At 67.2% G+C, this 26,029-nt stretch carries 21 protein-coding genes and 2 tRNA genes; 10 read left to right on the forward strand and 13 right to left on the reverse strand.

The annotated features are described in order from the left end of the window. On the reverse strand, nucleotides 1-1,050 hold a 1,050-nt coding region (mnmA, locus tag AC1DEY_RS14745; RefSeq protein WP_476868589.1), incomplete at its 3' end, for a tRNA 2-thiouridine(34) synthase MnmA. A gap of 222 nt (nucleotides 1,051-1,272) precedes the next feature. Here mnmA and AC1DEY_RS14750 point away from each other — a divergent pair. Then, nucleotides 1,273-2,511, forward strand: a complete 1,239-nt coding sequence (locus AC1DEY_RS14750; RefSeq protein WP_476868590.1) for an NAD(P)/FAD-dependent oxidoreductase — start codon at nucleotides 1,273-1,275, stop codon at nucleotides 2,509-2,511. On the opposite strand, the gene AC1DEY_RS14755 is transcribed toward AC1DEY_RS14750, so the two are convergent. Then, a complete protein-coding gene (locus AC1DEY_RS14755) occupies nucleotides 2,508-3,749 on the reverse strand; it encodes a cysteine desulfurase family protein (protein ID WP_476868591.1) in 1,242 nt (413 codons plus the stop codon). The two genes, AC1DEY_RS14750 and AC1DEY_RS14755, sit on opposite strands and share 4 nt — an antisense overlap. Before the next feature lie 140 nt (nucleotides 3,750-3,889). On the opposite strand from AC1DEY_RS14755, the gene AC1DEY_RS14760 reads away from it, so the two are divergent. Then, on the forward strand, nucleotides 3,890-4,810 hold the full coding sequence (locus tag AC1DEY_RS14760; protein WP_476868592.1) for a DMT family transporter: 921 nt from the start codon (nucleotides 3,890-3,892) through the stop codon (nucleotides 4,808-4,810). Here AC1DEY_RS14760 and AC1DEY_RS14765 read toward each other — a convergent pair. Beyond that, nucleotides 4,752-5,501, reverse strand: coding sequence for a helix-turn-helix transcriptional regulator (locus AC1DEY_RS14765; protein WP_476868593.1), 750 nt, complete (start codon nucleotides 5,499-5,501; stop codon nucleotides 4,752-4,754). The two genes, AC1DEY_RS14760 and AC1DEY_RS14765, sit on opposite strands and share 59 nt — an antisense overlap. Nucleotides 5,502-5,592: 91 nt before the next feature. On the opposite strand from AC1DEY_RS14765, the gene AC1DEY_RS14770 reads away from it, so the two are divergent. Further along, the gene (locus AC1DEY_RS14770) at nucleotides 5,593-6,018 is read left to right on the forward strand and encodes a hypothetical protein (protein ID WP_476868594.1); all 426 of its coding nucleotides are present in this window, start codon (nucleotides 5,593-5,595) and stop codon (nucleotides 6,016-6,018) included. An 18-nt stretch (nucleotides 6,019-6,036) separates the two neighbouring features. Here the strand turns inward: AC1DEY_RS14770 and AC1DEY_RS14775 are convergent, their stop codons facing one another. Further along, nucleotides 6,037-6,936, reverse strand: a complete 900-nt coding sequence (locus tag AC1DEY_RS14775) for a diacylglycerol/lipid kinase family protein (protein WP_476868595.1) — start codon at nucleotides 6,934-6,936, stop codon at nucleotides 6,037-6,039. A 141-nt stretch (nucleotides 6,937-7,077) separates the two neighbouring features. On the opposite strand from AC1DEY_RS14775, the gene AC1DEY_RS14780 reads away from it, so the two are divergent. The 4 genes from AC1DEY_RS14780 (at nucleotide 7,078) to AC1DEY_RS14795 (ending at nucleotide 10,370) form a co-directional block, all read left to right on the forward strand. Then, nucleotides 7,078-8,052, forward strand: coding sequence for a J domain-containing protein (locus AC1DEY_RS14780; protein WP_476868596.1), 975 nt, complete (start codon nucleotides 7,078-7,080; stop codon nucleotides 8,050-8,052). Between the two features lie 24 nt (nucleotides 8,053-8,076). Next, the gene (locus tag AC1DEY_RS14785; RefSeq protein WP_441407402.1) at nucleotides 8,077-8,544 is read left to right on the forward strand and encodes a tRNA (cytidine(34)-2'-O)-methyltransferase; all 468 of its coding nucleotides are present in this window, start codon (nucleotides 8,077-8,079) and stop codon (nucleotides 8,542-8,544) included. 325 nt (nucleotides 8,545-8,869) lie between these two features. Beyond that, on the forward strand, nucleotides 8,870-9,475 hold the full coding sequence (sigK, locus tag AC1DEY_RS14790) for an ECF RNA polymerase sigma factor SigK (RefSeq protein ID WP_441407401.1): 606 nt from the start codon (nucleotides 8,870-8,872) through the stop codon (nucleotides 9,473-9,475). A gap of 10 nt (nucleotides 9,476-9,485) precedes the next feature. Beyond that, nucleotides 9,486-10,370 (forward strand): anti-sigma factor, encoded by an 885-nt coding sequence (locus AC1DEY_RS14795; protein WP_476868597.1) that lies wholly within the window; start codon nucleotides 9,486-9,488, stop codon nucleotides 10,368-10,370. A 155-nt stretch (nucleotides 10,371-10,525) separates the two neighbouring features. Here the strand turns inward: AC1DEY_RS14795 and AC1DEY_RS14800 are convergent, their stop codons facing one another. The 6 genes from AC1DEY_RS14800 to AC1DEY_RS14825 form a co-directional block, all read right to left on the reverse strand. Continuing rightward, a complete protein-coding gene (locus tag AC1DEY_RS14800) occupies nucleotides 10,526-11,920 on the reverse strand; it encodes a GntT/GntP/DsdX family permease (protein ID WP_476868641.1) in 1,395 nt (464 codons plus the stop codon). Between the two features lie 53 nt (nucleotides 11,921-11,973). Continuing rightward, nucleotides 11,974-12,504 (reverse strand): gluconokinase, encoded by a 531-nt coding sequence (locus AC1DEY_RS14805; RefSeq protein ID WP_441407399.1) that lies wholly within the window; start codon nucleotides 12,502-12,504, stop codon nucleotides 11,974-11,976. A 75-nt stretch (nucleotides 12,505-12,579) separates the two neighbouring features. Further along, nucleotides 12,580-13,359 (reverse strand): PIG-L deacetylase family protein, encoded by a 780-nt coding sequence (locus AC1DEY_RS14810; RefSeq protein WP_476868598.1) that lies wholly within the window; start codon nucleotides 13,357-13,359, stop codon nucleotides 12,580-12,582. A gap of 4 nt (nucleotides 13,360-13,363) precedes the next feature. After that, nucleotides 13,364-14,317 (reverse strand): electron transfer flavoprotein subunit alpha/FixB family protein, encoded by a 954-nt coding sequence (locus AC1DEY_RS14815; RefSeq protein WP_476868599.1) that lies wholly within the window; start codon nucleotides 14,315-14,317, stop codon nucleotides 13,364-13,366. Between the two features lie 15 nt (nucleotides 14,318-14,332). Continuing rightward, nucleotides 14,333-15,133 carry an electron transfer flavoprotein subunit beta/FixA family protein gene (locus tag AC1DEY_RS14820; RefSeq protein WP_476868600.1) on the reverse strand — a complete coding sequence of 267 codons (801 nt, stop codon included), beginning with the start codon at nucleotides 15,131-15,133 and terminating at the stop codon, nucleotides 14,333-14,335. A 343-nt stretch (nucleotides 15,134-15,476) separates the two neighbouring features. Beyond that, on the reverse strand, nucleotides 15,477-17,243 hold the full coding sequence (locus tag AC1DEY_RS14825) for a S1C family serine protease (protein WP_476868601.1): 1,767 nt from the start codon (nucleotides 17,241-17,243) through the stop codon (nucleotides 15,477-15,479). Between the two features lie 296 nt (nucleotides 17,244-17,539). On the opposite strand from AC1DEY_RS14825, the gene AC1DEY_RS14830 reads away from it, so the two are divergent. From AC1DEY_RS14830 to AC1DEY_RS14840, 3 genes are all read left to right on the forward strand, one after another. Then, on the forward strand, nucleotides 17,540-19,591 hold the full coding sequence (locus tag AC1DEY_RS14830) for a TPM domain-containing protein (protein WP_476868602.1): 2,052 nt from the start codon (nucleotides 17,540-17,542) through the stop codon (nucleotides 19,589-19,591). A 161-nt stretch (nucleotides 19,592-19,752) separates the two neighbouring features. Continuing rightward, the gene (locus tag AC1DEY_RS14835; RefSeq protein WP_476868603.1) at nucleotides 19,753-20,544 is read left to right on the forward strand and encodes a PspA/IM30 family protein; all 792 of its coding nucleotides are present in this window, start codon (nucleotides 19,753-19,755) and stop codon (nucleotides 20,542-20,544) included. A gap of 173 nt (nucleotides 20,545-20,717) precedes the next feature. Further along, nucleotides 20,718-22,142, forward strand: coding sequence for a cryptochrome/photolyase family protein (locus tag AC1DEY_RS14840; protein WP_476868604.1), 1,425 nt, complete (start codon nucleotides 20,718-20,720; stop codon nucleotides 22,140-22,142). A 179-nt stretch (nucleotides 22,143-22,321) separates the two neighbouring features. On the opposite strand, the gene AC1DEY_RS14845 is transcribed toward AC1DEY_RS14840, so the two are convergent. The 3 genes from AC1DEY_RS14845 to AC1DEY_RS14855 all read right to left on the reverse strand — a co-directional run bounded on the left by AC1DEY_RS14845 (nucleotide 22,322) and on the right by AC1DEY_RS14855 (nucleotide 25,895). Next, nucleotides 22,322-22,398: transfer RNA gene (locus AC1DEY_RS14845), tRNA-Met, on the reverse strand. Nucleotides 22,399-22,647: 249 nt separating this feature from the next. Next, nucleotides 22,648-22,721: transfer RNA gene (locus AC1DEY_RS14850), tRNA-Met, on the reverse strand. 174 nt (nucleotides 22,722-22,895) lie between these two features. Further along, entirely contained in the window at nucleotides 22,896-25,895 is a 3,000-nt protein-coding gene (locus AC1DEY_RS14855) for a UPF0182 family membrane protein (protein ID WP_476868605.1), read from the reverse strand. Nucleotides 25,896-26,029 lie beyond the last annotated feature (134 nt).

Genomic DNA, 26,029 nt, shown 5'->3' on the forward strand with positions numbered 1-26,029 from the left:
GCCCTGGTAGAGCACCACAGTCTGGCCGGGGGCCACGCCGCGCAACGGCTCGGCGAGGGTGACCACGAGCTCGTCACCGGCCATGTGAGCGCGGGCGGGGACCGGGTCGCCATGGGCCCGGACCTGGGCGTAGCAGTCGAATTCCTCGCACGTGGCCACTTCTGCGATGGGCAGCCCCGCCCAGGAAACCTTGATGCCGCGGATCTCATCGATGGCGAGCAGCGCCTCCGGGCCCACCACTACCTTGTTTTCCTTGGGCCGGATCTCCAGCACGAACCGCGGCTTGCCATCCGCGGCCGGCGTGCCGAGCTTGAGCCCCCGGCGCTGGCCCACGGTGAATGCGTTGGCGCCCGGGTGCTCGCCGACCTTCGCGCCGGACTCATCCACGATGTCACCGGTGGTCATGTCGATCTTCTCGGCGAGCCAGCCGGCGGTGTCGCCGTCGGGGATAAAGCAGATGTCGTGGCTGTCGGGCTTGTTGGCCACAGAGAGTCCTCGGCGCTCCGCTTCCGCGCGGACCTCGGCCTTGGACGGCGTCTCCGCGAGCGGGAACATGGAATGCTTGAGCTGTTCGTGGGTGAGCACGCCGAGCACATAGCTCTGGTCCTTGGCCCAGTCGGCGGCGCGGTGCAGCTCGGGATTGCCGTCGGCGTCGGTGATGACCTTGGCGTAGTGGCCGGTACACACGGCGTCGAAGCCCAGCGCGATCGCCTTCTCCAGCAGAGCCGCGAACTTGATCCGCTCGTTGCAGCGCATGCACGGGTTGGGGGTGCGCCCGGCGGCGTATTCATCGATGAAGTCCTGGACCACATCTTCCTTGAAGCGCTCGGAAAAATCCCATACGTAGTACGGGATCCCGAGGATGTCGCAGGCGCGCCAGGCGTCACGGGAGTCCTCGATTGTGCAGCAGCCGCGGCTGCCGGTCCGCAGGGTGCCCGGCATCCGGGACAGCGCGAGGTGGACGCCGACGACGTCGTGCCCCGCCTCGACGGCGCGGGCGGCGGCAACGGCGGAATCGACGCCGCCGCTCATGGCTGCAAGAACTCGCATCATGTCTTTCTTTAGGGTTCAGGGGGTCGCAGGCACCCACTGTCACTGACGCTGGGTCCGCGGAGATAGCACAATGCCTGCCACGCCATTCTATCGCCACGCCGAATCCTCGCCCAAAAGCCTTGACGGCGCAGCTTCGCGCTTCTAGCGTCAGAGCAAGCAGTTTTAGAAACAGAAGCCGGTTTAGAACCTGATGCGCACAGACGCGGAATCGAGCAGACCATGGCCAATGACGACATCGTGATCGTGGGCGGCGGCCTCGCGGGCGCCACGGCGGCCAAGACGCTGCGCGCCGAGGGCTTCTCCGGCCGGGTTGCGGTGCTCGCTTCCGAGTCCCACGCGCCGTACCTGCGGCCGCCGCTGTCCAAGGAGTACCTGCTCGGCAAGGCGGGCGAGGATGCCCTCCCGGTGGTGCCCGCGGACTGGTACGCGGAGAACGACGTCGAGCTCCGGCTCGGTGCCCACGTCACGGAGGTAGACCCGGGCGGCCGGGCCGTGGTCCTGGGCGACGGCGGGCGGCTGGAGTACGCTTCCCTGCTGCTCGCCACGGGAGCGCGGCCGCGCAGCATCCCGCTGCCTGGCAGCGGGCTCGACGGCGTCAGCACGTTCCGCACGGTGGAGGACAGCCGCCGCCTGCGTGCCCGTCTGGCCGAGGGCGGCCTGAATGTGGTCATGGTCGGGTCCGGCTGGATCGGGATGGAACTGGCCGCCGCCGCCAGCAGCTACGGCAACACCGTCACATTGATGGGACTCGAAGAGGTGCCGCTGGAGGCGGCGATCGGCCCGGACCTGGGTGGCTTCTTCCGCGGGCTGCACGAGGCCCACGGAGTGCGGTTCCGGCTGCCGGCCTCGGCCGCGGAAATCACGGGGACGTCCGGACGGGTGACCGGTGTCCGCACCAACACCGGCGAGCTCCTCCCGGCGGACCTTGTGGTCATTGCCGTTGGCGTGGTGCCCGAGGTGGGGCTGGCCGAGGCGGCCGGGATCGAAGTTCGCAACGGTATCCTCACGGACGCGTCCCTGCGGACCTCGGCGCCCGGGATCTTCGCCGCAGGTGACGCCGCCAATGCCCTGCACCCGTTCACCGGCGAGCACCACCGCAGCGAGCACTGGTCCAACGCCCTCAACGGCGGCAAAGTCGCCGCCCGGGCCATGCTTGGCTTGGATGCCGCCCTGGATACGATCCCGTATTTCTATACGGACCAGTTCGAGGTCAGCATGGAGTACTCGGGTTTCCCGACGCTCGTTGCCGGGGCGCCGGTGATCCGTGGCTCGCTGGCGGACAGGGAGTTCCTGGCCTTCTGGCAGCGCGAGGGCCAGGTGGTGGCCGGGATGAACGTGAACTGGCCCCGCGCCGCCAAGCCGCAAAAGGCAATCAAGGCGCTCATCGGCGCACGCGCTGCCGTCAGCCCGGAGCTACTCGCGGACGCCTCTACCCCGCTGGACCAGCTATTGGCTTAGCTGCCGGTGGAGGCCTGCCGCGCGGATTCACGGGCAACCGTTCCCGCGGTCTGGATGCTGGATTCGTGTCCGGCCATGCCGGCCTGGCGGGCCCGGGCATAGGCGCCCGGCAGCGCGGCAAGCAGGGCATCGACGTCGGCGTCGGTCGAGGAATGCCCGAGGGTGAATCGCTGGGCACCCCTCGCCGTGTCCTCATCCAGGCCCATGGCGAGCAGCACGTGGGAGGGCCTTGGAACACCTGCGGTGCAGGCGGAGCCGGTGGAGGACTCGACGCCGGCAAGATCCAGCAGGAACAGCAGCGAGTCTCCCTCGCAGCCGGGGAATGTGAAGTGCGCGTTGCCAGGCAACCGCCCTGCGCCCGGGGCGCCCCGCAGCACGGCCTCGGGCACGGCCTGCAGGACGCCCTGGATCAGACGGTCCCGAAGGGCCCCGATCCTGGCGGCCTCGTCGGGGAGTTTCGCGGCGACGGCCTCGGCGGCCGCGGCAAAAGCGGCGATCGACGCAGTGTCCAGGGTCCCGGAGCGCACGTCGCGTTCCTGCCCGCCGCCGTGCTGGACCGGGGTCAGCTTCACCGCTCGGCCCAGGATGAGCGCGCCGACGCCGACCGGGCCTCCGATCTTGTGCCCGGAGACAGACATGGCATCGAGGCCAATCGCGCGGAAGTCCACGGGCACGGACCCGAACGCCTGGACGGCGTCGGAGTGGACGGGCACGCCGGCGGCGTGTGCCAGCTCCACGATCCGGGCGACCGGCTGGATGGTTCCGACCTCATTGTTGGCCCACATGACGGTCACCAGCGCGATCGTCGCGGGGTCCCGGGACAGCTCGGCCTCAAGCACGGCGAGGTCGACGACGCCCGCGGCGTCCACCGGGAGCCAGCAGACCTCGGCGCCCTCGTGGCGTTCGAGCCATTCGACGGTGTCCTGCACCGCATGGTGCTCGACGGCAGAACACAGGATTCGCGTGCGCGTCCGGTCCCCGGCCCGGCGGGCCCAGTACAGGCCCTTGACCGCCAGGTTGTCCGCCTCGGTCCCGCCCGAGGTGAAGATGACTTCCGAGGGATGTGCCCCAGCGGCGGCCGCCAGCACCTCCCTGGCGTCCTCCACAGAGCGCCGGGCACGGCGGCCCGATCCATGCAGCGAGGAAGGGTTGCCGGTCCGGGCCAGCTCGCGCGTCAGGGCAGCCAGCGCCTCCGGGGCGAGCGTGGTGGTGGCGGCATGGTCGAGGTATACAGGCACAGCCCAATTCTACCCGCGGGTCCTGCACGCGGCGTTGCGTGGCCGTCGCGGCCGCACGGGGCGGAGGCGCCGGGACGGGCACCCGGAAGCCTGGCCGGCAGGGCACCTGGAGGGGGCGCCTGGGGGTGTAGATTCGTGCGGTGAAAGCGTCCCTCTACCTGGTGTTGGCCACCTTGTTCTGGTCCGGCAATTTCGTGGTCGGACACGCTGCGGCCGCCTCGATGACGCCCCTGGAACTAACCTTCTGGCGCTGGACCCTGGCCGCTGCGCCGCTGCTGCTCCTGGCCCACTGTGTCGAGAAGCCGGACTGGCGCGCGGTGCTGCGCCGCTGGCCCGCGCTCCTGGTGCTGAGCGTCCTGGGCATGATCGGCTACACACTTCTCCTTTACGGCGCGCTCGGGTACACGTCCGCTATGAACGCTGCCCTCATTACGGCCGCGAACCCGGCCCTGATCGTGGTGATGGCGTTTCTCCTGCTGCGGGAGCGGACCACCCGACTGGGCTGGCTCGGCATCTGCCTTGGCCTGCTGGGTGTGCTGACCGTACTGACCCGGGGTGACCTGGCACGGGTGTTCAGCCTCTCCATCAACACCGGCGAACTCATGATGACCGGCGCGATCCTCGTCTGGAGCTTTTACACAATCATTGCCCGCCGGCTGGATGTGCCGGCCATCTCGGCCACCGCCGTGCAGGTGGTGATTGCGGCCGTGACGCTGGCGCCCTTCGCCCTCGCCCTGAACGTGCGGTTCCCCGATACCTCGGCCGAAGGCTGGTCACTGGCGTATATCGCACTGTTCCCGTCCCTGGGTTCCTACCTTTTCTGGAACCTGGCGCTGAAGACCACGCCGCCGGGAACCGCGGGAAACTACCTGAACCTGATGGTTGTCTTCACAGCCATCATTACCGTGATGCTGGGGACACCGCTCAGCCTGGCGCAGATCGCCGGCGGCCTCATGGTGGTCGCCGGCGTCCTGCTGACCGGAACCAAGGGCACGCCATCGGTCACGCTGGAAGAATCCGGGCACAGCACTGCCCGGGCTGCGCGCCCCCCTGCTTCCTGAGATCTTCGATGGCCAGCGCCTCCACCCGGCCCGGGTCGATTCCCAGGGCCGCAGTGGCCCCACCGAGGAAGGCCCCGTTCATCGCGCAGACCACGTCCGCGTGGCCGGCGGCGAGGCGGTGGAACGGGCAGTTCAACAACACCAGTCCCCCGGCGCCGTCGTCCGCCGGGCAGTAGCCCTGCCCCGCCAGGAAGTCCGCGAACGGGGTGGCACCGCCCTGCGGGCCGGCGGCTTCCGGCGCCGCCCCGTCTCCGGTTGCGCGGGCTGCCTCTTCACCCGCCGACTCCCCCTTGGCGCGGGCCGCCCGCAGCAGGGCATCCCGGGCAGATCCGCCGTCGCTGCCCGCAGCCTCGATCGCCGAAACCAGCAATTCTGCGGCGAGGTCATAGTGGCGGTCCGGGACGGAGGCCGCCACCTCGTCCACGGCGGCCCGGTACAGCTTGGCGGGCCGGCCCGAGCCGGGGCCCTCCCGGCCCCCGAGCTTGCGGAACTCCACGGCCAGCAGCCCGTCCTTCACCAGCCGGTCCAGGTGGAACGACGCTGTGCTCCGGGCCAGGCCTACGGCCTTGGCGGCGTCGTCCCGGCCGACGGCTCCTGCCGCCGAGGTGACGAAGTCGAACAGCCTCCTGCGGGTCTCGTCGCCCAGGGACGCGACCGCCGCGAGCCGGATATTCCACGGAAGTTTGGTCATGAACCAAGAATATCTCTAAAAACAAGAATCATTGCTTAATCATCAGGCAGGGTTCTAAAATCTAGATATCAACTTTTAGAAGGAGCGTGCCATGAAAGCTTCCCCAGTCCTCGCCACGTCGGCCCAGCAGCTCAAGGCGGACCCGCACCGCCAGGCCTTCCTGCTGCTGCGGACCGTCTTCACGGTGGCGCCGATCCTGTTCGGCCTGGACAAGTTCACGAACCTGCTGACCGACTGGACCATGTATCTGGCTCCGGTGGCGACGTCGGTAGTCCCGCTTCCGGCCCAGACCATCATGTACATCGTTGGCGTGGTCGAAATCCTCGCCGGGGTGATGGTGGCGCTGCGCCCGCGCTTCGGGTCGGCGCTCGTGGCCGCCTGGCTGCTGGGCATCATCATCAACCTGATTGTCCTCGGCAGCTTCTATGACGTCGCGCTGCGTGACTTCGGGCTGCTCGTGGGCGCCCTGGCCCTGAACAGGCTGTCCCCGCGCAGGTCCGCGCAGGCGGCTGAGTAGGGCAGGTTTGCCCTGCTGCTACGCCAGGATACAGACGGCGCGTGGAACGACCTCGATGGTCATCGGGAGCGCCCCGATCCGCTCGCCGTCGGCGTAGGCCACAATATTGCTGGCCGCGAGTTCCACCGTTCGGACCCGGCGAATGTGCACGGCGGGGTGGCCCACGTGCCTGCCGGAAAAGACCTTGGGGAACACGGCTAGCAGGCCGGCCCGGGACAACCGGCTGACAACAAACAGGTCCAGGTGGCCGTCATCGAGCACCGCCTCCGGAACGATCTTCATCCCGCCGCCGATCGACTGGCCGTTGGCCACGGAAATCAGCATGGCCCGCTGCCGCCACCGCTCGCCGTCGGCAGTCACCGTGTACTCGATGGCCCGGAACGAGGCCAGCTCGCGAAGCATGGCGAGCTGGTAGCGGATCTTGCCGCGCGGCCAGCGCCAGTCATTGGCCCGTTCGTTGACGGCGGCATCGAACCCCGCCGAGACGGCGCCCGCGAACCAGCAGGAAGTTCCTCCGGCGGTGATCCTCCCGGCGTCGATCATCCGGCCGCCGTCGGCCAGGGATTGCAGCACCCGTTCGCAGGCCGCCTGGAGGTTGCGCAGCGGTAGTCCCAGCGCCCGTGCCATATCGTTGCCGGTCCCGGTGGGAATGATGCCCAGCGGAACCCGGCCGCCGTCCCCCGCACCGGCGAGCGCGTTGAGCCCGAGGTGGACCATGCCGTCGCCGCCCACCACCACCAGGGCATCCGCTCCCGATGCCAGCGCTCCCTCGACCGCCTGCGCCAGCTCTGAATAACTCTCCTCGCACAGCAGCAGGACATCCGCTCCGGCGGTCCGGAAATGCGCCGCCGCTTCCTTCCCGGCATGCCGCCCCCGGCCAAAGGATGCGCGCGGGTTGACGGCGACCGCGATTATCATGCGCGCAATTATGCCAGCCGCCGGGAACCATCCCGGTGCGCGCGCTCGTTATTCCTCCAGCCGGTTAAACTGGGCACGCCGGGCGCCCGCGAACGGTCCGGCATCCTCAGCGCCGGCACCAACGATGAAAAGGATCTCTGTTTGACGCAGGGCAGCAGCTCGCATTACCAGGTCCTAGGGATCCCCGTGACGGCGACGGAGAAGGACATCAAAGTGGCGTACCGCAAGGCCGCCCGGCTCGCCCACCCGGACCACGGCGGCGATCCCGCAGCGTTCCGGCGCGTCACCCTGGCCTACGAGACGCTTATCGATTCCAAGCGCCGTGCGGACTACGACCGTTCCTATGGCAGCGCATATTCGGCTCCGGCCGGTGACGAGGGCGCCCACTTCGACGCGCCGGCCGCAGGCAGCCGCGCCTCGGCCAACGTGCGCCGCCCCAACACGCCGCGGAATACGGCGGCGGACCCGCCCGTCTATGTTCCCCCGTTCGAGCAGTTCGACGCGTCGGCCGCGGTACCCCTGATTCCCGCCGGCGTGGCCCGGCAGCAGGTCCACGGAATGCCCCGAAAGCGCGGGATCTTCGGGGCCGAGGCCCGGATCCAGCGCGAGATGCGCACCGTGCAGCTGATCAGCAGGCAGATACTGGCCACCATTCCGGCGGCGCGCCTGATCAACGGGCTGCAGTCCCCGGCGGACAACAGCCACATCGACCACGCCGTCCTGGCGGGGTACCGGCTCGCGATCATCGGGTCCATGCTGCTGCCGCCGGGCGCGTACGCCTGGAACGGCAGCACGCTGACGCACGGCGGACGATCCGTCGCCCCGCCCCAGCTGGCCCACGTGGTGCGCCGGATGCAGGACATATTTCCCGAGCTCAATGTCACGGGCTGGATTGTTGTCCACAGCACGGACGGCAATCTCCACCAGCCGGTGATCGACCGGCACCGGCGTACAGCCGGGGGCCAGGGCGGCGGGTACGCAGAGGGTTCGGGGCTTGTCGAGGTGGTCAACGCCGCGGGACTGGCCCGCGGCCTCAAGCAGTTCCTCAGCTCGGGACCGGCACCCAACACGGTCAACGTTCCCGTGCTGGCGCGCCTGCTGGGTGGAATGCACTAGCCGGCGGCTCGCTAGGATGGACAGGTGTTCCGCATCCTCTTCCACACCCCCGAAATCCCCGGCAATACCGGAAACGCCATCAGGCTGGCAGCCATCACGGGCGCCGAACTGCATCTGGTGGAGCCACTGGGCTTTGATTTTTCCGATGCCAAGCTGCGCCGGGCCGGCCTGGATTACCACGACCTCGCCGTCGTAACCGTCCACCCGGACATAGACGCGGCCTGGGCGGCGCTGCAGCCGGAGCGGGTCTTTGCCTTCACCTCCGACGGCGAAACGACGTACACCGACATCCAATACCGCGCGGGCGATGTTCTTCTGTTTGGTCCTGAATCCGTGGGCTTGCCCGAGGAGATCAAATACAGTCCGCGGGTGACGTCCCGCGTCCGCCTGCCGATGCTGCCGGCTCTCCGCTCGCTGAACCTGGCCAACGCGGCGTCCATCGCTGTCTATGAGGCGTGGCGGCAGAACGGGTTCGCGGGCGCCAAGCTGTAACGGGTCCACCGCGGGGAGCCGGCAGGACCGTTGGCCCCCCGGGTGAGGAACCCGCGGCAAAGAATCCTGCAGGCACCGCCCATCCGGGTTCAGGGTCGCACCGAATCACTTCTGAAGGCGGACACAAGACCGTCAACTCAGCACGTTTTTTGGGGACAAAACGGAAGGAAGCGAGGAGAGGCGGGTGAGAACAGTACATCTGGAACGAGCCCCGGTGGATAGACACCCTGAGCGGGAGGCAGGGCCCGGCCCCTCGCCGCATGCAGCACCTCTTGGCCCGCGGGTTGGCCCGCGGGCGCCCATTGGCGCCTTATGCTTGGGGGTGATGGATACTCCGAATGCCCCGAACCCCGAGGCCGCAGCACCTGCGGGTACCTCAGCCGACATCAACGGCCGGCTCGGCAGCCTGCTCGAACTGATTGCGCAGGGCGACCAGGCAGCGTTCGCGGAATTCTACAGCCTCACCTCGAGGCGCGTATTCGGCATGGCCCGCCGGGTCCTGATCGACACCGAACTCAGCGAGGACACCACGCAGGAAGTCTTCCTGCAGGTCTGGCAGAACGCTTCCAAGTTCAATCCCGCGGCCGGCAGCCCGCTCGCCTGGCTGATGACCATCTCCCACCGCAGGGCCGTTGACAAGGTCCGCTCATCGCAGTCCGCCACCGACCGCGAAGCCAAGTACGGCGCCAGCAGCCAGGAAATCGACCACGATTCCGTCTCTGACGAGGTCGGCAGCCGGCTCGAGGCCGAGGCCGTGGTCCGGTGCCTGGAGACGCTCACCGAGACGCAACAGGAGTCCGTGCGCCTGGCATACTACGGCGGCCTCACCTACCGCGAAGTGGCCGAGCGCCTGAACGCCGCGGTTCCTACCATCAAGTCCCGCATCCGCGATGGACTAATCCGATTGAAGACCTGCTTGGGGGTGAGCTGAATTGACCGACATGAATCCGAATGACAACAGCCGCCTCCCCGGCGGCTTCACCGCAGAGATCTCCGCTGATCTGGCTTCCGGCCGCCTCGTGGACCTTGCCGAGGTATACGCCCTCAACGCCGTGGACGACGCCGAACGCGCCGCGATCGAGCACTTCCTCGCCTCCGCACCGGCAGCAGAGAAGAATGCCTTCAACGAGCGTGTCCGGCAGGCCCGGGAGACCCTGGCCGCCAGCTTCACCGCCGAGGAAGAGCCCCCGCCGGGCCTCTTGGACCGGATCATGTCCACCTTGCCGGCGCAGACATCGGTGCAGTCCCCCCTGGTGGTATCTTTGCCCGGCACGGGACCGGGGACCGCGCCAGTGATGCCGAATCCGGCTGGCGAGAGCTCCGGAGTGCCCGCCACTGACGAGCTCGGTGCTGCCCGCAAGCGCAGGGAAGAACGCCGCCGGCCGCAGGGCATGCGGAACTGGCTTGTCGGCGTCGCCGCTGCCGGCGTGATCGCACTCGGCGGGGTGGGAGTGAGCGCGTATGTGGCCAACCAGAACGATCCGCTGAACCAGGTGATGCAGGCCAGCGATGTCCGCCAGGCCACCGTTGAGGTCAACGGAGGCGGTACCGCGACGGTCACGATTTCCGCGTCCAGGGACGCCGCCGTCGTCAAAATGAACGGCGTCCCGGCTCCGCCCGCGGGCAAGGTCTACCAGATGTGGCTGATCCCCAAGGACGGCTCGGCACCGATATCGCAGGGCCTCATGGACGCCAAAGCCCTGGCCAAGCCCGCCGTGGTCAAGGGCATCGGTTCCGCCGCAGCCCTGGGCATTACCGTGGAACCCGAGGGCGGATCCGCGTCGCCAACGCTGCCGACCGTGGCAGCAGCGCCGCTGAACGCCTAGCAGTCCGGCGGGATACCCGGAGCCGCACGGCTCCAGGTATCCCTGAGACGACAATGCCGCCCGGCCTTGGCTCCTTCCGTAGAAGGGTGCCAAGGCCGGGCGGCTTTGTCGTCTTTAAGGCATCAAACGACGGCGTCGCTGCCCCGCCCCTACAGCTATAAGACCGTCGAGAGCAGCATGACCAGGCCGAAGCTGATCACGGAGATCAGCGTCTCCATGACCGACCAGGTCTTGAACGTCTGGCCCACGCTGAGTCCGAACAGCTCCTTGACGAGCCAGAACCCGGCGTCATTCACGTGCGAGAAAAAGAGCGAGCCGGCGCCGATCGCGAGGGCCAGCAAAGCGGCGTGGGTCGGCGTCAGTGAACTCGCCAGCGGTGCCACGATACCGGCGGCGGTCACGGTCGCGACGGTGGCCGAACCGGTCGCCAGGCGCAGGGCAACGGCCACGATGAAGCCCAGCACAAGGACGGACATGTTGGTCCCCTCCGCCCAGGCCTTCACGGAGTCCCCGACGCCGGCGCCGATCAGCGTCTGCTTGAAGCCGCCGCCCGCGCCGACGATCAGCAGGATTCCCGCGATCGGGCCGAGGCTGGCGCTGATCTTTTTCGTGATCAAGGCACCATTGAGTCCCACGGCGTAGCCAAAGGTCACCATGGCCAGCAGGACGGCCAGCGTCATGGCCACGAGCGGCTGGCCGACGAAGTCGAAGAACATCCGGATGGCGGGGGCCGTCTTGGGGTCCGGCCAGATGATGTCCACGACCGCCCTGAGGAGCATGAGCACCACCGGGAAGAGAATGGTCAGCAGCGTGACGAGGAAGCTCGGCGGGCGCTTGACGCCCTCCATGTCCGCGCCGTGCACGGTGTCGACGCCGCCGGCGACGGCGGGGGCGCCAACCGGCACCCACCTGGCCGCGAGGCGCGAAAACAGCGGACCACAAATGATCACCGTGGGGATGGCAACCAGGATGCCGAGGGCCAGCGTGGTGCCGAGTTCGGCCTTGACGGCGCTGATCGCGATCAGCGGTCCCGGGTGCGGGGGCACCAGGCCGTGCAGCACGGACAGGCCAGCCAGCGCCGGGATGGCGATGCGCATGAGCGGCATCTTCGAACGCTGCGTGACCAGGACGATCACCGGCAGGAGCAGGACGAGCCCGATCTCGAAGAACATCGGCAGGCCGATGATGACTGCGACGAGGGTGATGGACCAGACCAGCTTGTTTCCGGTGGCCTTGGCCAGGAGGGTGTCGACCACCCGGTTGGCGCCGCCGGAGTCAGCGAGCAGCTTGCCCAGCATCGCGCCGAGCGCGACCAGCAGGCCAACTTCCTTCAGGACGCCGCCCACACCGTCTTCGAAGTTGACGATCACCTTCGCAGGTTCCACGCCGGCGGCGAGGCCGACGAAACCGGACCCCAGAATCAGGGCCAGAAAGGGGTGGAACTTGAACTTGGCGATCAGCACAACGAGCAGGGCGATGCCCAGGCCCGCGATGATCAGTAGTTGGGTGTTGACGCCGGACCCGGCTTCAACGGCAGCCGGAAGCTGCATTGCTATCAGAGATTTCACAAAAATTCCTTGGTCGCGGCAGAACGCGGGAAGGCTCAGGGCCTGGCGTCGGCAGCGTCGAGATTAAGTCGGGTGATGATTTCCTGGGCTTCTTCCGCAGGCGTTGCGGAGACGGACAGGGAAATGGAGTTTTCGTCCGGCGTGGGCGCTTCGAGCGCGTCGAACTGGGACTCCAGCAGGGCCGGGGGCATGAAGTGCCCGTGACGGGAGGCCAGCCGGTCCGAGATTTTGTCCCGCGACCCCTCGAGGAACACGAAGACCACCCCTTCGCCGCGCAGGATGTCCCGGTACCGCTTCTTAAGCGCCGAGCAGGTCACGACGCCGGGAGTCCCGGCCTCTGTATGGGCACGGATCCAGTCGGCAATACTTTCCAGCCAGGGCCACCGGTCCTCGTCGGTCAGCGGCTGGCCTGCGTGCATCTTCGCCACGTTTGATTCGGGGTGGAGGTCGTCGCCCTCGGCAAGGTCCCAGCCCAGCCGGCCGGCCAGCAGTCCGGCGACAGTTGATTTGCCGGATCCGGAGACGCCCATGATCACAAGAACGGGGTGTTGCGCAGTCTTCGCCATCAAAGTCTGCCTTCCATCAAATAAATATGATTTAAACAGAGGCCAGCTTATGGCAGAGGTTGCGCTGCGGCAACACTAGAACCCGGCGATGGTCCCCTGGCCGTTGACTGTTACGACGTGGAACGCCTCGGCGCTGCGTCCGGCGGGAAGTCCGGCGCGGGCCCCGGTGCCGAGCATCAGGCCGCGGACCGTGCGCTCCATGGCGTCAACGTCGGGGTGTTGGCTGACGTGGATATGGATGGCGGCAAGCTTGCTGTCCACGTGCTCCGAGACGTCCACGAAGTGGTTTTCGCGCTCCTGCGGCCCGGCGAAGAGCCACAGCCAGGGCAGCTTGTAGGCCTCCAGCCCGGCTTCGGCCAGCTCCGGGTACGCGAAGGGGTTTTCCAGCGCGGGGTACACGGCCCGGGTCACAGCCTCCCCCACGGCCAGGTGATCCGGATGGCTCTTCTGGATCCGGTTCCAGTTCCGTTCCGGATGCATGGACACCACGACGTCGGGCTTCAGCTGACGGATCAGGCGCACCACCTCGCGCATCACCTCATGCGAGGGTTCGAGGTAGCCGTCCCGCTGATGCAGGTAATGGATGTCAGTGACGCCGACCAGCGCAGCGGCGCGCTCCTGCTCCGCAATGCGCAGCCGCACGATTTCCTCGCGCTGCCCGGGATCAAAGCCCCCGGCGTCGCCGTCGGTCATGATGCAGTAGCTGACCTGGACTCCGGCGGCGGTCCAGGCCGCCACGGTGCCGGCGGCGCCGAAGTCGATGTCGTCAGGGTGGGCCGTGAAACAAAGCACCCGCTCGATCCGGGAGGTTTCCGGGTCGAACGGGCTTTGCGCCGGAACGGCGTTGGTGTTCATGCGGTCAGCCTTTGCGCTTATTGATTTCCGCGGTAGCCTGCGGCAGGACCTGGAAGAGGTCGCCCACAACGCCGAAGTCCGCGATCTCGAAAACCGGCGATTCGGCGTCCTTGTTCACGGCGACAATCACCTTCGCGGTCTGCATGCCGGCTTTCTGCTGGATGGCGCCGGAAATTCCCGCGGAGATGTAGAGCTGCGGCGAGACCGTCTTGCCGGTCTGGCCGATTTGCGCGTCGTGGCCGATCCAGCCGGCGTCCGTGGCGGCCCGCGAGGCGCCGATGGCCGCGCCCAGGGCGTCGGCAAGCTCCTCCACCGGACCGAAGTCGCCGTCCACGCCTCGGCCGCCGGCCACGACGATCCGGGCCTCGGTCAGGTCGGGGCGTCCGCTGGCGGGCTTTTCGCTGCGTGCCGTGACCCGGGCGGCGGCCGCGGTGGCATCTGCAGGAACCTGCACGGTGATGCTTTCCGGCGCCGTGGCGGTGACCGCGGGCTCGGGCGCGACGCTGTTGGGCTTCACGGTCAGCACCGAAACGGGCGTCGTGGCCTTCGCCGTGGTGGTGTAGGAGCCGGCAAGCACCGATTTATGTGCTGTTCCGTCCGGGTCCACGGCCACGACGTCGGTGATCACACCCGCGCCGAGCTTGATGCTGAGCCGGGCGGCGATCTCCTTGCCCTCGGCCGAGTTCTCGGCCAGGACCACGTCTGCCCCGGCAGCGCCCACGGCGGCAGCCAGGAAGGATGCCTTGGGGCCCACGAGGTAGTCATCGAGGTCAGCCGCGGACGGGACGTACAGCGCCCCTACGCCGTAGGCCGCCAAGGCCGAGGCGGCGTCGTCGTGCAGTTCGCCGTTGACGGCGGCAACACTCTCACCCAGGGAGCGGGCGATCGTGAGCAGTTCCAGGCTGGACTTCTTCAGCGCCTGGCCGGGGTTGTCGATGAAAACGAGTACTTTTGCCATATTCGGTTAATCCCCTTAGAGCAGCTTCTGGGCGGCCAGGAACTCGACCAGCTGGATGCCGGCGTCGCCTTCGTCCGTGATGATGGTGCCGGCCGTGCGCGGCGGGCGGGCCTCTGCGGTCTCGACGACGGTCCAGGAACCGGACGCGCCCACCTGGGCCGCGTCAACGCCGATGTCGGCCAGGCTCAAGGTGGTGATGGTCTTCTTCTTCGCCGCCATGATGCCCTTGAAGTTCGGATACCGGGGATCATTGATCTGGTCGGTGACGGACACTACGGCGGGCAGGTCGGCCTCAATGGTGTCCGCGTGCGTGTCGCCGTCGCGGCGGGCGGTGAGCTTGCCGGCGTCGAGCTCCAGCGATGCGGCAAAGGTGACCTGCGGAAGCCCCAGCCGCTCAGCGAGCTGGGCAGGGACCAGCGAGGTCTCCCCGTCCGTGGAGGCCATGCCGGTGATGATGAGGTCCGCCGGGGCGTCCGCGCCAAGGTGGCGGATCGCGGCGGCCAGGGCCAGCGACGTGGCCGCGGCGTCGGAACCGGCAAGGGCCTCATCGCTAAGGTGCACGCCTTCGCTGGCGCCGATCTGGAGGGACTTCTTGACCGCATTGACGGCCCCGGCCGGGCCCATGCTCAGGGCGATGACCTTGTTGCCGGCAGCTTCCCCGCCGCGGGCCTCGGTCAGCTGCAGCGCAGCCTCCAGGGCGTACTCATCCAGCTCGGACAGGATGCTTTCGGAGCGGTCCACGGTGTTGGCCCCGCCGGTGAGGTGGCGGTCGAACTGCGCATCCGGGACGTGCTTGACCAGCACAATGATTTTCAAAGTTTCTTCCACTGTGTCTACAGCAGCCTTCCATGCGGGTGGATAGCCGCCCCTGGCGGGGTCATGGCCACGGAACGCCCGGCAGCCGGGCTGTTCCTAGCTAACCATATAGCTGCCCTGCAACGCGGCCACGGTTAACGCCTGTGTCAGCGCCCCGACGGGCAAGCCGGACCACCAGTCCCCACCGGCAGAGGACCGGCACGCAAAAAGGCCGGGCCGCACCATTTCACATTCGGTGCGGCCCGGCCTTGCTGTCACTGCCTGCCGTGCTTTTTACTGCAGTGGTTCTACTTTTCTGGTTCTACTGCACTGGTTCTACTGTTCTGGTTCTACTGTTCTGGTTCTACTGTTCTGGTGCAGTGCCGAGGGTAACGTCGAGATCCTTCTGCTGGCCGCCGCGCAGGACCGTGACCTTGACCGTGGCACCGGCCGCCTGTTCGCGCACTGCTGCGGTCAACTGGTTGGGATCGCTGATGGTCAGGTTCTGGAACTTCGTCACGACGTCGCCAACCTTGACGCCGGCCTTGTCAGCGGCCGAGCCGGACTCGACGGTCGCGACCTCGGCGCCCACCGAGAACCCTGAGGAGGACGAGCCTGCGGCCTTGGCCTTCACGCTGACGCCGAACTGCCCGTGCGAGGCTTTGCCGTTGCTGATGATCTCCTGGGCCACGCGCTTGGCGTTGTTGATCGGGATGCTGAAGCCCACGCCGATGTTGCCGCTGCTGCTGCCGGTGGCCGAGTCGCCGCCGGCGGAGGCGATCGCGACGTTGACGCCGATGATTTCGCCCTTGGTGTTCACCAGCGCGCCGCCGGAGTTGCCTGGGTTGATGGCCGCATCGGTCTGGATGACGTTGATCGAAATGGATCCCTGATCAGCGGTGCTGGGGGTCTGGCCGCCGCCCGGAGGCGCGAACTGGAAGCCCTGGTCACCGCCCTGGGAATTGTCCGCACCGTTCTTCGGCGCGGCCGAGGACGCCACGCTGATGGTCCGGTTCAGGGTCGAGACGATGCCGTCCGTGACCGTGCCGGTGAGTCCAAGCGGCGATCCGATGGCGACGGCGGTGTCCCCGACGTTGAGCTTCCCGGAGTCGCCCAGCGTTGCCGGGACCAGGCCCGAGGGATTATCGATCTTGATCACGGCGAGGTCAGAGAGCGGATCAGTGCCGACGACTTTCGCGGAGAAAACCTTGCCCTCGCTCGTCCGGACCTCCACGGTGGCGTTAGCGGCCTTGCCGTCGAGGGTGACGACGTGGGTGTTCGTGAGCACGTGGCCCTCGGCGTCGAGGATGATTCCGCTGCCGGTGCCGCCGTCACTGCCGCTGGTTGCCTTGATGGTCACAACACTGGGAGAAGCCTTGAGGGCGGCGGCGGTGATGGCGTTGACGTCTTCGCGGTTGTTGACGATCACCGGCCCTGCCTGGGTGGTGCTGCTTGTGGCCGCCGTGGACGAACGGTCCGCCAGCAGGGCGTTGCCGCCGGCCACTACGCCGCCGCCGATCAGGCCGGCCGCCACGATGCTGGCCACGAGGGTCGGCACGCCGAAGGCTGCCTTGCGCTTGGGGGCATGCGCCGGGTTGTTCGCAAAGCTCGAGCCGGAAGGATAGGACGGCCCCTGCGGCGGCTGGCCACCGGAGTGGGCAACGTAGGGTGCAGGACCGTACTGGGACTGGCCGTACTGCGGCTGTCCGTACTGGGCCTGGCCGTACTGGGCCTGGCCGTAAGGCGGGTGGGTGGGCTGGTCGGGCTGGCCGTGTCCCTGGCCGGGCTGGGGCGATCCGCCGTAAGGGCCCGTCTGCTGGGCCTGATTGATCGGGGCCTGAGTATTCTGGGCTGAATTTTGCTGGGCGGGTGCGCCGAACTGCTGGGTATCCGCGGCGGAGCGCTGGGGCTCGGAGGGCTGCTGCTGGTAGACCGGACGCGGCGCGCCGTCCTCGGCGCGGTCCAGCCGGAGGGTCGGGTTCTCAGGTGCCGGGCTCGCCGGGCTACCGGGCGCCGCCTCGGACGCACCAACAGCATGCGTCTGCTCCGGTGATCCCTCCTGCGCTGCCGCCGGTTCCCGGTTCTGTGGTGTCGGCTCCGGTGACGCACCCGGCACTGGGTTCTCAGTCATGAGACTTCCTTTCATCCTCGTCTGCCTATAACTATGGACGCTCTGGCTGACACTAGAGCGGACATTTGCTGGGAGGTTCCTGAACGGATAGCTTGCGGCCTGCAGGCCTGTGTTTCCCAGTTTAGGCGCGTTTCGCTGGTGGCATATTCCCCTAGGTGGACTGCCATTTGGGTGCACCATAGAATCAAATGGAAATGCCACAGCGACCTGCGGCTTTACATCTGCGTGGGGGCGCTGCTGCTTTCTGTGACGGCTGGTTCGACCGAACCGGTCCCAGAAGTGCTGAAGGGTTGCACATGCGGTCTAAGTTGAATCGTTTCCTCGCCGTCCTCGGCGTCGCTGGATTGCTGGCGCTCCCCGCCGCTCCAGCTTTGGCCGAAGATCCGGTGACTATTCCGTCCGGGCAGAACATCGTGGACAGCGGCAACGTGCTCGGCGGCCGCAAGGCCGAGGTCCAGGACGCCATCCAGAAGCTCCTGAAGGACCACAAGTACAACCTCTATGTCATTACGGCAAAGACCTTCGAGAACCCTGCCGACCCCACGGCGTGGGCCACGGCCGTTGCCACGAACAAGGGCATGGGCAAGGCCGACGTCATCCTCACCATGTCCGACGACGGGCACTACTACTTCTCCCCCGCCAAGACCAGTGCGATCTACCCCAAGACGTCCAACATCACCCAGAACGCCATAGTCCCGAACCTGGCCGGCGGGAAGCGCGACTTCGCGCAGGCGGCCATTGATACCGCTGGTGCGGTGGGCGACGCGGCGGGCGGCGGCAGCGGCACTGTGCCCTCCGACGCCGGCGCGGGCAGCGCCGTCCTGGTGGGAGTCGGCGTCGTGGCCGCGGCAGGTGGCGGAGCTTACCTGTACTTCCGCAACCGCCGGAAAAAGGCCGGCAAGGGTGCCGGAGCGTCCTACGGACCCCAGGGTGCAGAGCTCGATCCACTGGCGGGCCTGACCGTTGCTGAACTACGCCGCAAGAGCGATTCGCTGCTGATCGAGGCCGATGACGCCATCAAGTCCAGCGAACAGGAACTTGGATTCGCCCAGGCCCAATACGGTGACTCGGCGGTGGGCAACTTCACCAAGGCGCTGCAGGAGGCCAAGGGGCACATGACGGAATCGTTCAAGCTGCAGCAGCAGCTGGACGACCACATCCCCGACACCGAAGAGCAGCAACGGAGCTGGCTTGGCGAAATCATCCGCCGCTCCGAGGCAGCCCTGGCATCGCTGCAGGAGCAAAAGGCGGACTTCGATTCCCTCCGGGAGCTGGAGAAAAACGCCCCGCAGGCCCTTGCCGCCGTCGGTGCCGGAGCCGCCGAAGCCGAGGCCAAGATCGCCAGCGCCGAACAATCGCTGACGGACCTGCGCGCCAAGTACGCCGAGAGCGCCCTGGTCCAGGTTGCGGACAATATCAAGCAGGCCAAGGAACGCCTCGAATTCGTGCAGAACGCCTCAACCGCGGCGCAGGAAAAGCTCGCCGCCGGCGAGAACGGCCTTGCCGCGGTGGCTGTGCGTGCGGCCGAGGAGAGCCTGCACCAGACCAACGTGCTGATCGGGGCCATCACCAAGGTGGCTGGCAGCCTCGATGAGGCACGCAGCGGCCTGGAATCCGCCGTCGTCGACACTGCCCAGGACCTGGCCCAGGCGAAAGCGATGCTCCAGTCGGGCGCCCATCCGGAGCTTTCCGGTCCGGTGGCCGCAGTGGAGGCAGCGCTGGCCCAGGTGAAGGCAGAAATCCAGGGCGGCAAGATCGATCCCATCGCCACCCTGGAACGCGTCGAAGCGGCGCACCAGACACTCGACCAGTCGCTGGGCGGAATCCGCGACCAGCAGGAACAGGCGCGCCGCGCCCAGGCGTCACTGCAGCAAAGCATCATGTCGGCCCAGGCCCAGATCAGCGCGACGTCGGACTACATCACCGCCCGCCGCGGCGGCGTGGGCACCGACGCCCGCACACGCCTGGCGGAAGCCCAGCGCAACCTGGACTATGCGCTGTCCATCTCCCGCACCGACCCGGTCACCGCGTTGCAGTACGCCCAGCAGGCCTACGCGCTGGCGGCCCAGGCCGCGCAGCTGGCCCAGTCCGATGTTGACCAGTTCGGCGGCTACACCAACCAGGGCTATGGCCGTGGCGGGATGTTCGGTGGCAGCGGCGGAGGCGGGCTCGGCGGGGCGATCCTCGGCGGAATCCTCATCAACTCAATCCTCCACGGCGGAGGCGGTGGAGGCTGGGGTGGCGGCGGAGGTAGCTGGGGCGGCGACGATTCCGGCGGAGGCTGGGGTGGCGGCGGCGACTTTGGCGGCGGCGGCGACTTTGGCGGCGGCGACTCCGGGAGTTTCTGACCCCGTTGCCGCCCCCGGACCTGAAACAGCAACGGGAAACAGGAATGCGATTCACCACAGACCACGCGCCGGCCACAACCGGCGGACAGCGACTAGAAGCGACACACATCATCTGATCACTGGATTCAGTGAAATATCGGAGCAGGACGAAAGGTAACACCATGGTTAAGCAGTCCATTTTCGGCCGAATGGCCCAGCTGGCAAAGGCCAACATCAACTCTTTGCTGGACCAGGCCGAGGATCCGCAGAAAATGCTGGATCAGATGGTCCGTGACTACACGAACAACATCGCGGAGGCCGAGTCCGCCGTGGCCCAGACCATTGGCAACCTGCGCATGCTCCAGGACGACTACAACGAGGACGTCCGCAACGCCCACGACTGGGGCAACAAGGCCCTCGCCGCGTCGCGCAAAGCCGATGAATACCGCGCCAAGGGCGACGCCGGTGACGCCGAGAAGTTCAACAACCTGGCCAAAGTTGCGCTGCAGCGCCAGATCGCCTCCGAGAACGAGGCCAAGGCCGCCGAGCCGAACATCGCCTCCCAGTCCGAGGTGGTGGACAAGCTCAAGCAGGGCCTGGACCAGATGAAGGGCAAGCTCAACGAACTGACCAGCAAGCGCAATGAGCTGGTGGCCCGGTCCAAGACCGTCGAGGCACAGAGCCAGGTCCACGACGCCCTCAAGAGCATCAACATCATGGACCCCACGTCCGAGGTGGGCCGCTTTGAAGAGAAGATCCGCCGCGAGGAAGCCAAGGTCCGCGGCCAGCAGGAGCTCGCCGCCTCGAGCCTGGACGCCCAGTTCAATTCACTGGAGGACCTGGGCGAGCAGACCGAGATCGAAGCCCGGCTGGCGGCGCTGAAGTCCGGCGGCTCCCCCGCAGCCATCGGCACGGGCGCCACCCAGGCTGCGTCCGACTCCACGGTGGACGAGGCAGACTTCGACAAGCTCTGACCTGAACCCTCCGGCGGACTTTGCCGGAAGTGCCTCCCGCACGCACGTTAGACCCAGGGCCGGTCTCCGACGGGTGAGCCTGACTCCAGGTTCGCCCGCCGGGGGCCGGCCCTTGCCATCGCACCGTTACCGCCATTGCACGGTACCCGCGGCCGCGCGTGTACCGTGGTTTCATGTCTTCGACCCTTGTCTGGCTCCGCGACGACCTCCGGCTGGACGATAATCCCGCACTGTCGGAGGCCGCGTCCCTGGGCACGCCACTGACCGTCGTTTACGTCCTGGATGAGGAGTCTCCCGGCGTCCGGCCCCTGGGCGGGGCGGTCAAGTGGTGGCTCCACCACTCCCTGGCCGGGCTCGCCGCGGCGCTGGAGGCCTTGGGGTCCAGGCTGGTGCTCCGTCGCGGCCCGGCCGAGGGGATCATCAAAGACCTCGCCGCGGACACCTCTGCCGACACGCTGCTGTGGAACCGCCGGTACAGCGAGCCCGAGCGCAGCATCGACGCCGGCCTGAAGAGCTGGGCCGCTGAGGAGGGCATCAGGGCCACCAGCTTCCAAGCCAACCTCATGTTTGAGCCATGGACCGTCCGGACCGGCAGCGGGGGGCCCTACAAAGTCTTCACGCCGTTCTGGAAGGCCTGCCTGGCCGGCGCCGAGCCCCGGCAACCGCTGGCCGCCCCGGACCGGCTGCCTGCTCCGGCAGCCAGCGGTGCCGGCGGACCACCGGCCGGTGACACGCTCGAGCACTGGGGCCTGCTCCCCCGCGACCCCGACTGGAGCACGGGGCTGGCTGGCACCTGGACACCCGGAGAAGCCGGCGCCCACGGCCGCCTGATGGATTTCGTGGAGGGGCCGGCAGCGGAATATGGCACCGGCCGTGACATTCCCGGGGTCGAAGGCACGTCCCGGCTCTCCCCGCATCTGCGCTTTGGCGAAATCAGCCCCTTCCGGATCTGGCACACGCTGCGGGACAGTTTTCCGCCGGGCGCACCGGCCGACGTCGGCGTCTTCCGCTCCGAGCTTGGCTGGCGGGAGTTCTGCTGGCAGCTGCTGTACGAGAATCCTGACCTGGCGACGCGGAACTACCGGCCGGAATTCGACGGCTTTCAGTGGCAGCCGCCGTCGGGAGACGAGATGGAAGCCTGGCAGCAGGGCCACACGGGATATCCACTGGTTGACGCCGGCATGCGCCAGCTCTGGCAGACCGGCTGGATGCACAACCGCGTGCGCATGGCGGCCGCGTCCTTCCTGGTGAAGAACCTGCTGGCGGACTGGCGGCTGGGCGAGGCCTGGTTCTGGGACACCTTGGTGGACGCCGACGCCGCGAGCAATCCGGCCAACTGGCAGTGGGTGGCGGGCTCGGGTGCCGACGCCTCGCCGTATTTCCGGATCTTCAACCCGGTCACGCAGAGCAAGAAGTTCGACGCCGCCGGCCGTTACCTCCGCGGATACATCCCCGAGCTGGCCGGCCTGGACGACAAGGCGGTCCACGAGCCCTGGAAGGCCCCTGACGCCGCCAACGGCTACCCTGGACCCATCGTGGACCTTGCTGAGACCCGGGCACGTGCCCTGGCCACATATCAGCGGCTCAAGGACGGCTGACGACGCTGACGACCGGCAGACGACCGGCAACCCGGGCCCATGAGTTCCGGACCGGGTTGCGCCGCGCGGAAGAAGTGGCCACCTGCAGAGGTAGCAGTCCGCGGGGGCAACAGGAAAGGCCCGGATCATCAGATCCGGGCCTTATCCTTTATCTTCCAGTTTGTCCTGCTGGTGTTCCTTGGTTGCGGGGACAGGATTTGAACCTGTGACCTCTGGGTTATGAGCCCAGCGAGCTACCGAACTGCTCCACCCCGCGTCGCTTGATCAACTCTACCCTAGTTTCCGGGCCGCCCTGACCACTGCCCCATTCCTAGCCCTGGTGGGCGCAATCGGGGATGGCCGCCGGCCGACCGGGGCTCCTTTGGACACCATTCCGGCCCCTGCGTCCAGCCTCCTCGGCGCGTCCGTGCCAAAAGTGCCCCCGGACCGCATCCGGGGCGGGCCCGCGGCGCTTAAAGCAAAAGGTCCGGAACACTGTTTCCAGTGTTCCGGACCTTTTCTCCAGTTGCGGGGACAGGATTTGAACCTGTGACCTCTGGGTTATGAGCCCAGCGAGCTACCGAACTGCTCCACCCCGCGTCGCAAGATCAACTCTACCTGCCGGTGAACTTGAGGCCAAATCGAGGTGACGTGATGTGCATCTCGCCGCCCGCGGTAGCCGCCGTCGAACGCCACAGGCCGGGCCTGCCCTCTCTGTGGAGGGCAAACCCGGCCTGTGGTCTGCGTACGGCCTGGGACCGGCTCCGCGCGGGGCTAGCCGCCCGCCGTCGCCGACGGGCTGGCGGACGGCGCCGGCGTGGCTGTACCGGCCGGCGCAGGGGTTTCCAGCTTCGCCTCGGCCTCGAGCGCCTTCTGCAGCGCCGCGGCCAGCTTCTTCTGCTGGTCGCCGTAGGTCGCGAAGTCACCCTTCGCCAGGGCGTCCTGGCCGGCCTTTATCGCGGCGCTGGCGTCGTCCAGGGCGGCCTTCAGCTCCGCCTTCGCGTCGGTGGTGCCAGGCGCTGCCGGCGTGCCCCCGGGCGTGGTGGGCGTGGCCGGGGTCTGCCCCTTGTTGGCCGAGTCCCCTGCCGCGGCACCTGAGTTTCCACCGAACAGCTGGTTCAGTGCCTCATCCAGCGTGGGTGCGAACCCGATCTTGTCGCCGAACGCCACCAGGACGCGCTGCAGCGTCGGGTAGGAGGTTTCACCCGTAGAGCGCAGATAGACGGGCTGGACGTACGCCATGCCGCCGCCTACCGGCAACGTCAGGAGGTTGCCGTTGAGCACCGCGGAGGCACCCTGGCGCAGCAGGTTCAGGGCCTGCGAAACGGTGGGGTCGGAGTTGAACTTGTTCTGCGCCTGGCCGGGGCCGGGGACCTGGGTTTCCGGCGGGATTTGCAGGAGCCTGAGCTGGCCGTAGCTGTCCGCCTTGACGCCCTTCTGGTTGCCTGCGTCGGAGTCCGCGGCCAGGAAGCCGTAGAGCACGTTGCGGGCGTTGCCGTTGACCACCTGCGGGATGAACGAGGAGGTCAGCTGGAACGCGGGCTTGTCCTGGTCGGGCATCTTCAGTGACATGTAGTACGGCGGCTGCTTGACCTCGTCCTTGACGGTCGGGTCGTTCGGAACGGACCAGGCATCAATGTTGGTGTAGAAGCTGTCCGGATTGGTCACGTGGTAGCGGCCCAGGAGCTCGCGCTGGACCTTGAACAGGTCCTCGGGGTACCGCACGTGGCTCATGAGCTGACCGGACATCTCCGAATACGGCTTCACCGACGTCGGGAAGATCTTCTCCCACGCCTTCAGCACCGGGTCCTGGTCATCCCAGGCGTACAGGGTCACGGAGCCGTCGTAGGCATCCACTGTGGCCTTGACCGAGTTGCGGATGTAGTTCACCGTGCTGTTCGGCAGGGCTACCGTCCGGTTCGCGGCGGTCTGGGAGTCGGCCGTGGCGGCGGAGAGCTGCTCCTGCTGCGAGTACGGGAAGTACGGGCTCGTGGTGTATCCGTCCACGATCCACTTCACCCGGCCGTCGACGACGGCGGGGTAGGGGTTGCCGTCCACGGTCAGGTAGGGCGCTACCTTCTCGACGCGGTCCCGCGGGTTGCGGTCGTAGAGGATCTGGGATTCTGCGTTCACGCCGTCCGAAAGCAGCAGGTCCGAGGACTGGAACTTGATCGCGTAGAGGATCTTGTTGAAGAAGCTGCCGACGTTCGGGCCACCGTTGCCGGTGAAGGTGTACTGGGTTTCGGCGTCGCCTTCCTTGCCCGCGGGCCGGTCCTGCTCGCGGTGCGCGGCGCCGGCCGGGGCGCCCACGATCGAGTAGTCGGGTGAGTCCTGGCCGAAGTAAATACGGGGCTGGTACGTCGAATCGTTGCCGAGTGCGCCGTTGGACGGGATGCCGGACTGCAGGAAGTCCGGTTTACCGTCCACGGTGAACTTGTTGCCCTTGGCCGCAACGACGCCATAGCCGTGGGTGTAGACGACGTGGCGGTTCAGCCAGGACTGCTGGTTGGTGGCCAGCCCGTCCGGGTTGAGTTCACGGACGGCGATGACCGTGTCCTGGATCTTGCCGTCGATCTCGTAGCGGTCCACATTCAGGGCGCTGGGGAACTGGTAATAGGGCCGGTACTGCTCCAGCTGGGAGAAGGCATCCGAGATCAGGTTCGGATCCAGCAGACGGATGTTGGCGGTGGTTTGCGCATCGGGGGCCAGCGCGCCGGTGGTGGCGGCAGTGGTGGCGTTGTACCGCTTTTCCTGGACCTTATCCAGGCCGTAGGCGGCTCGGGTCATGGCGATGTTCCGCTGGATGTATTGGTTTTCCAGCGTCTGCTCCGAAGGCCGGACCTGGAATTGCTGGATGACCCACGGGTAGACGCCGCCGGCCAGGATGGCCGTGATGATGAGCATGGCGGTGCCGATCACGGGAAGGCGCCACTTGCCGATCACCGCGGCGACGATGAACAGCACGGCGACGATCGCAGCGGCCACTGCCAGGATGGCCTTGGTCGGAATGACGGCGTTAACGTCCGTGTACAGCGCGCCCGCCCAACGCCCGCTGTTGTTCTGCACTGTGGAATAGCGGTCCAGCCAGAAGTTGACGCCCATCAGCAGCAGGAAGGCTGTGCCCGTGACAGCCAGGTGGATCTGGGCGGCGCGGCTGGTGAAGATCCCGCGTTCCATGATCCGGATGCTGCCGTAAAGGTAGTGGGTGAGGATGCCGGCAAGGCCCGCGACCACCGTGACGCTGATGAGGAACCCGGTGACGAAACCGAGGAACGGAAGGGTCATGAGGTAGAAGCTGATGTCCAGGCCGAACTGGGGATCGTTCTGGCCAAAGGGCTCCTGGTTCAGGAACAGCAGGACTTTTTGCCACTGGCTTGCGGCGGCGCTGCCGGCGAACAGGCCAAAGAGGATGGGAAGTCCAACCATCACCACGCGGCGGACCGGTTCGAGCTGGGCCTGATAGCGGTTCAGGTTGTCCCGGATTTCCGAATCGGGCGCGTACACCGGCCGCGCATGGTACGCCACGCGGATGGCGAAGAAGACGGCGGTAAACATGACGGCGAACCCTGCCAGGAAGATCCCGATCCTGGCCAGGTTCTCGGTCATGAACACTTCGAAGAAGCCCAGCTGCTGATACCAGAGGACATCCGTCCAAACGTTGGCGAAGAAGATGAACCCGACCACTATCAAGGCCACGATGATCAGCGTCGGCGTCAGGGCGCCGCGTCGTGTCGGGGGTCTTCCGGGCGGGACAGTGCTGGCGGGACGGGACAAACTCGGTACCTCATAGCTGGTCGTCTACTGCTGGTTTTTAGTTATTAGTCGCTGCTGTAACTCAGTCCTGCGACTAAGTGCCGGCCGTGCCGGGTTGATGCATTCTAGCGGCCGCCGCTGCCGTTCCGTCAGGG

Source organism: Arthrobacter sp. 05T47, from assembly GCF_056395825.1.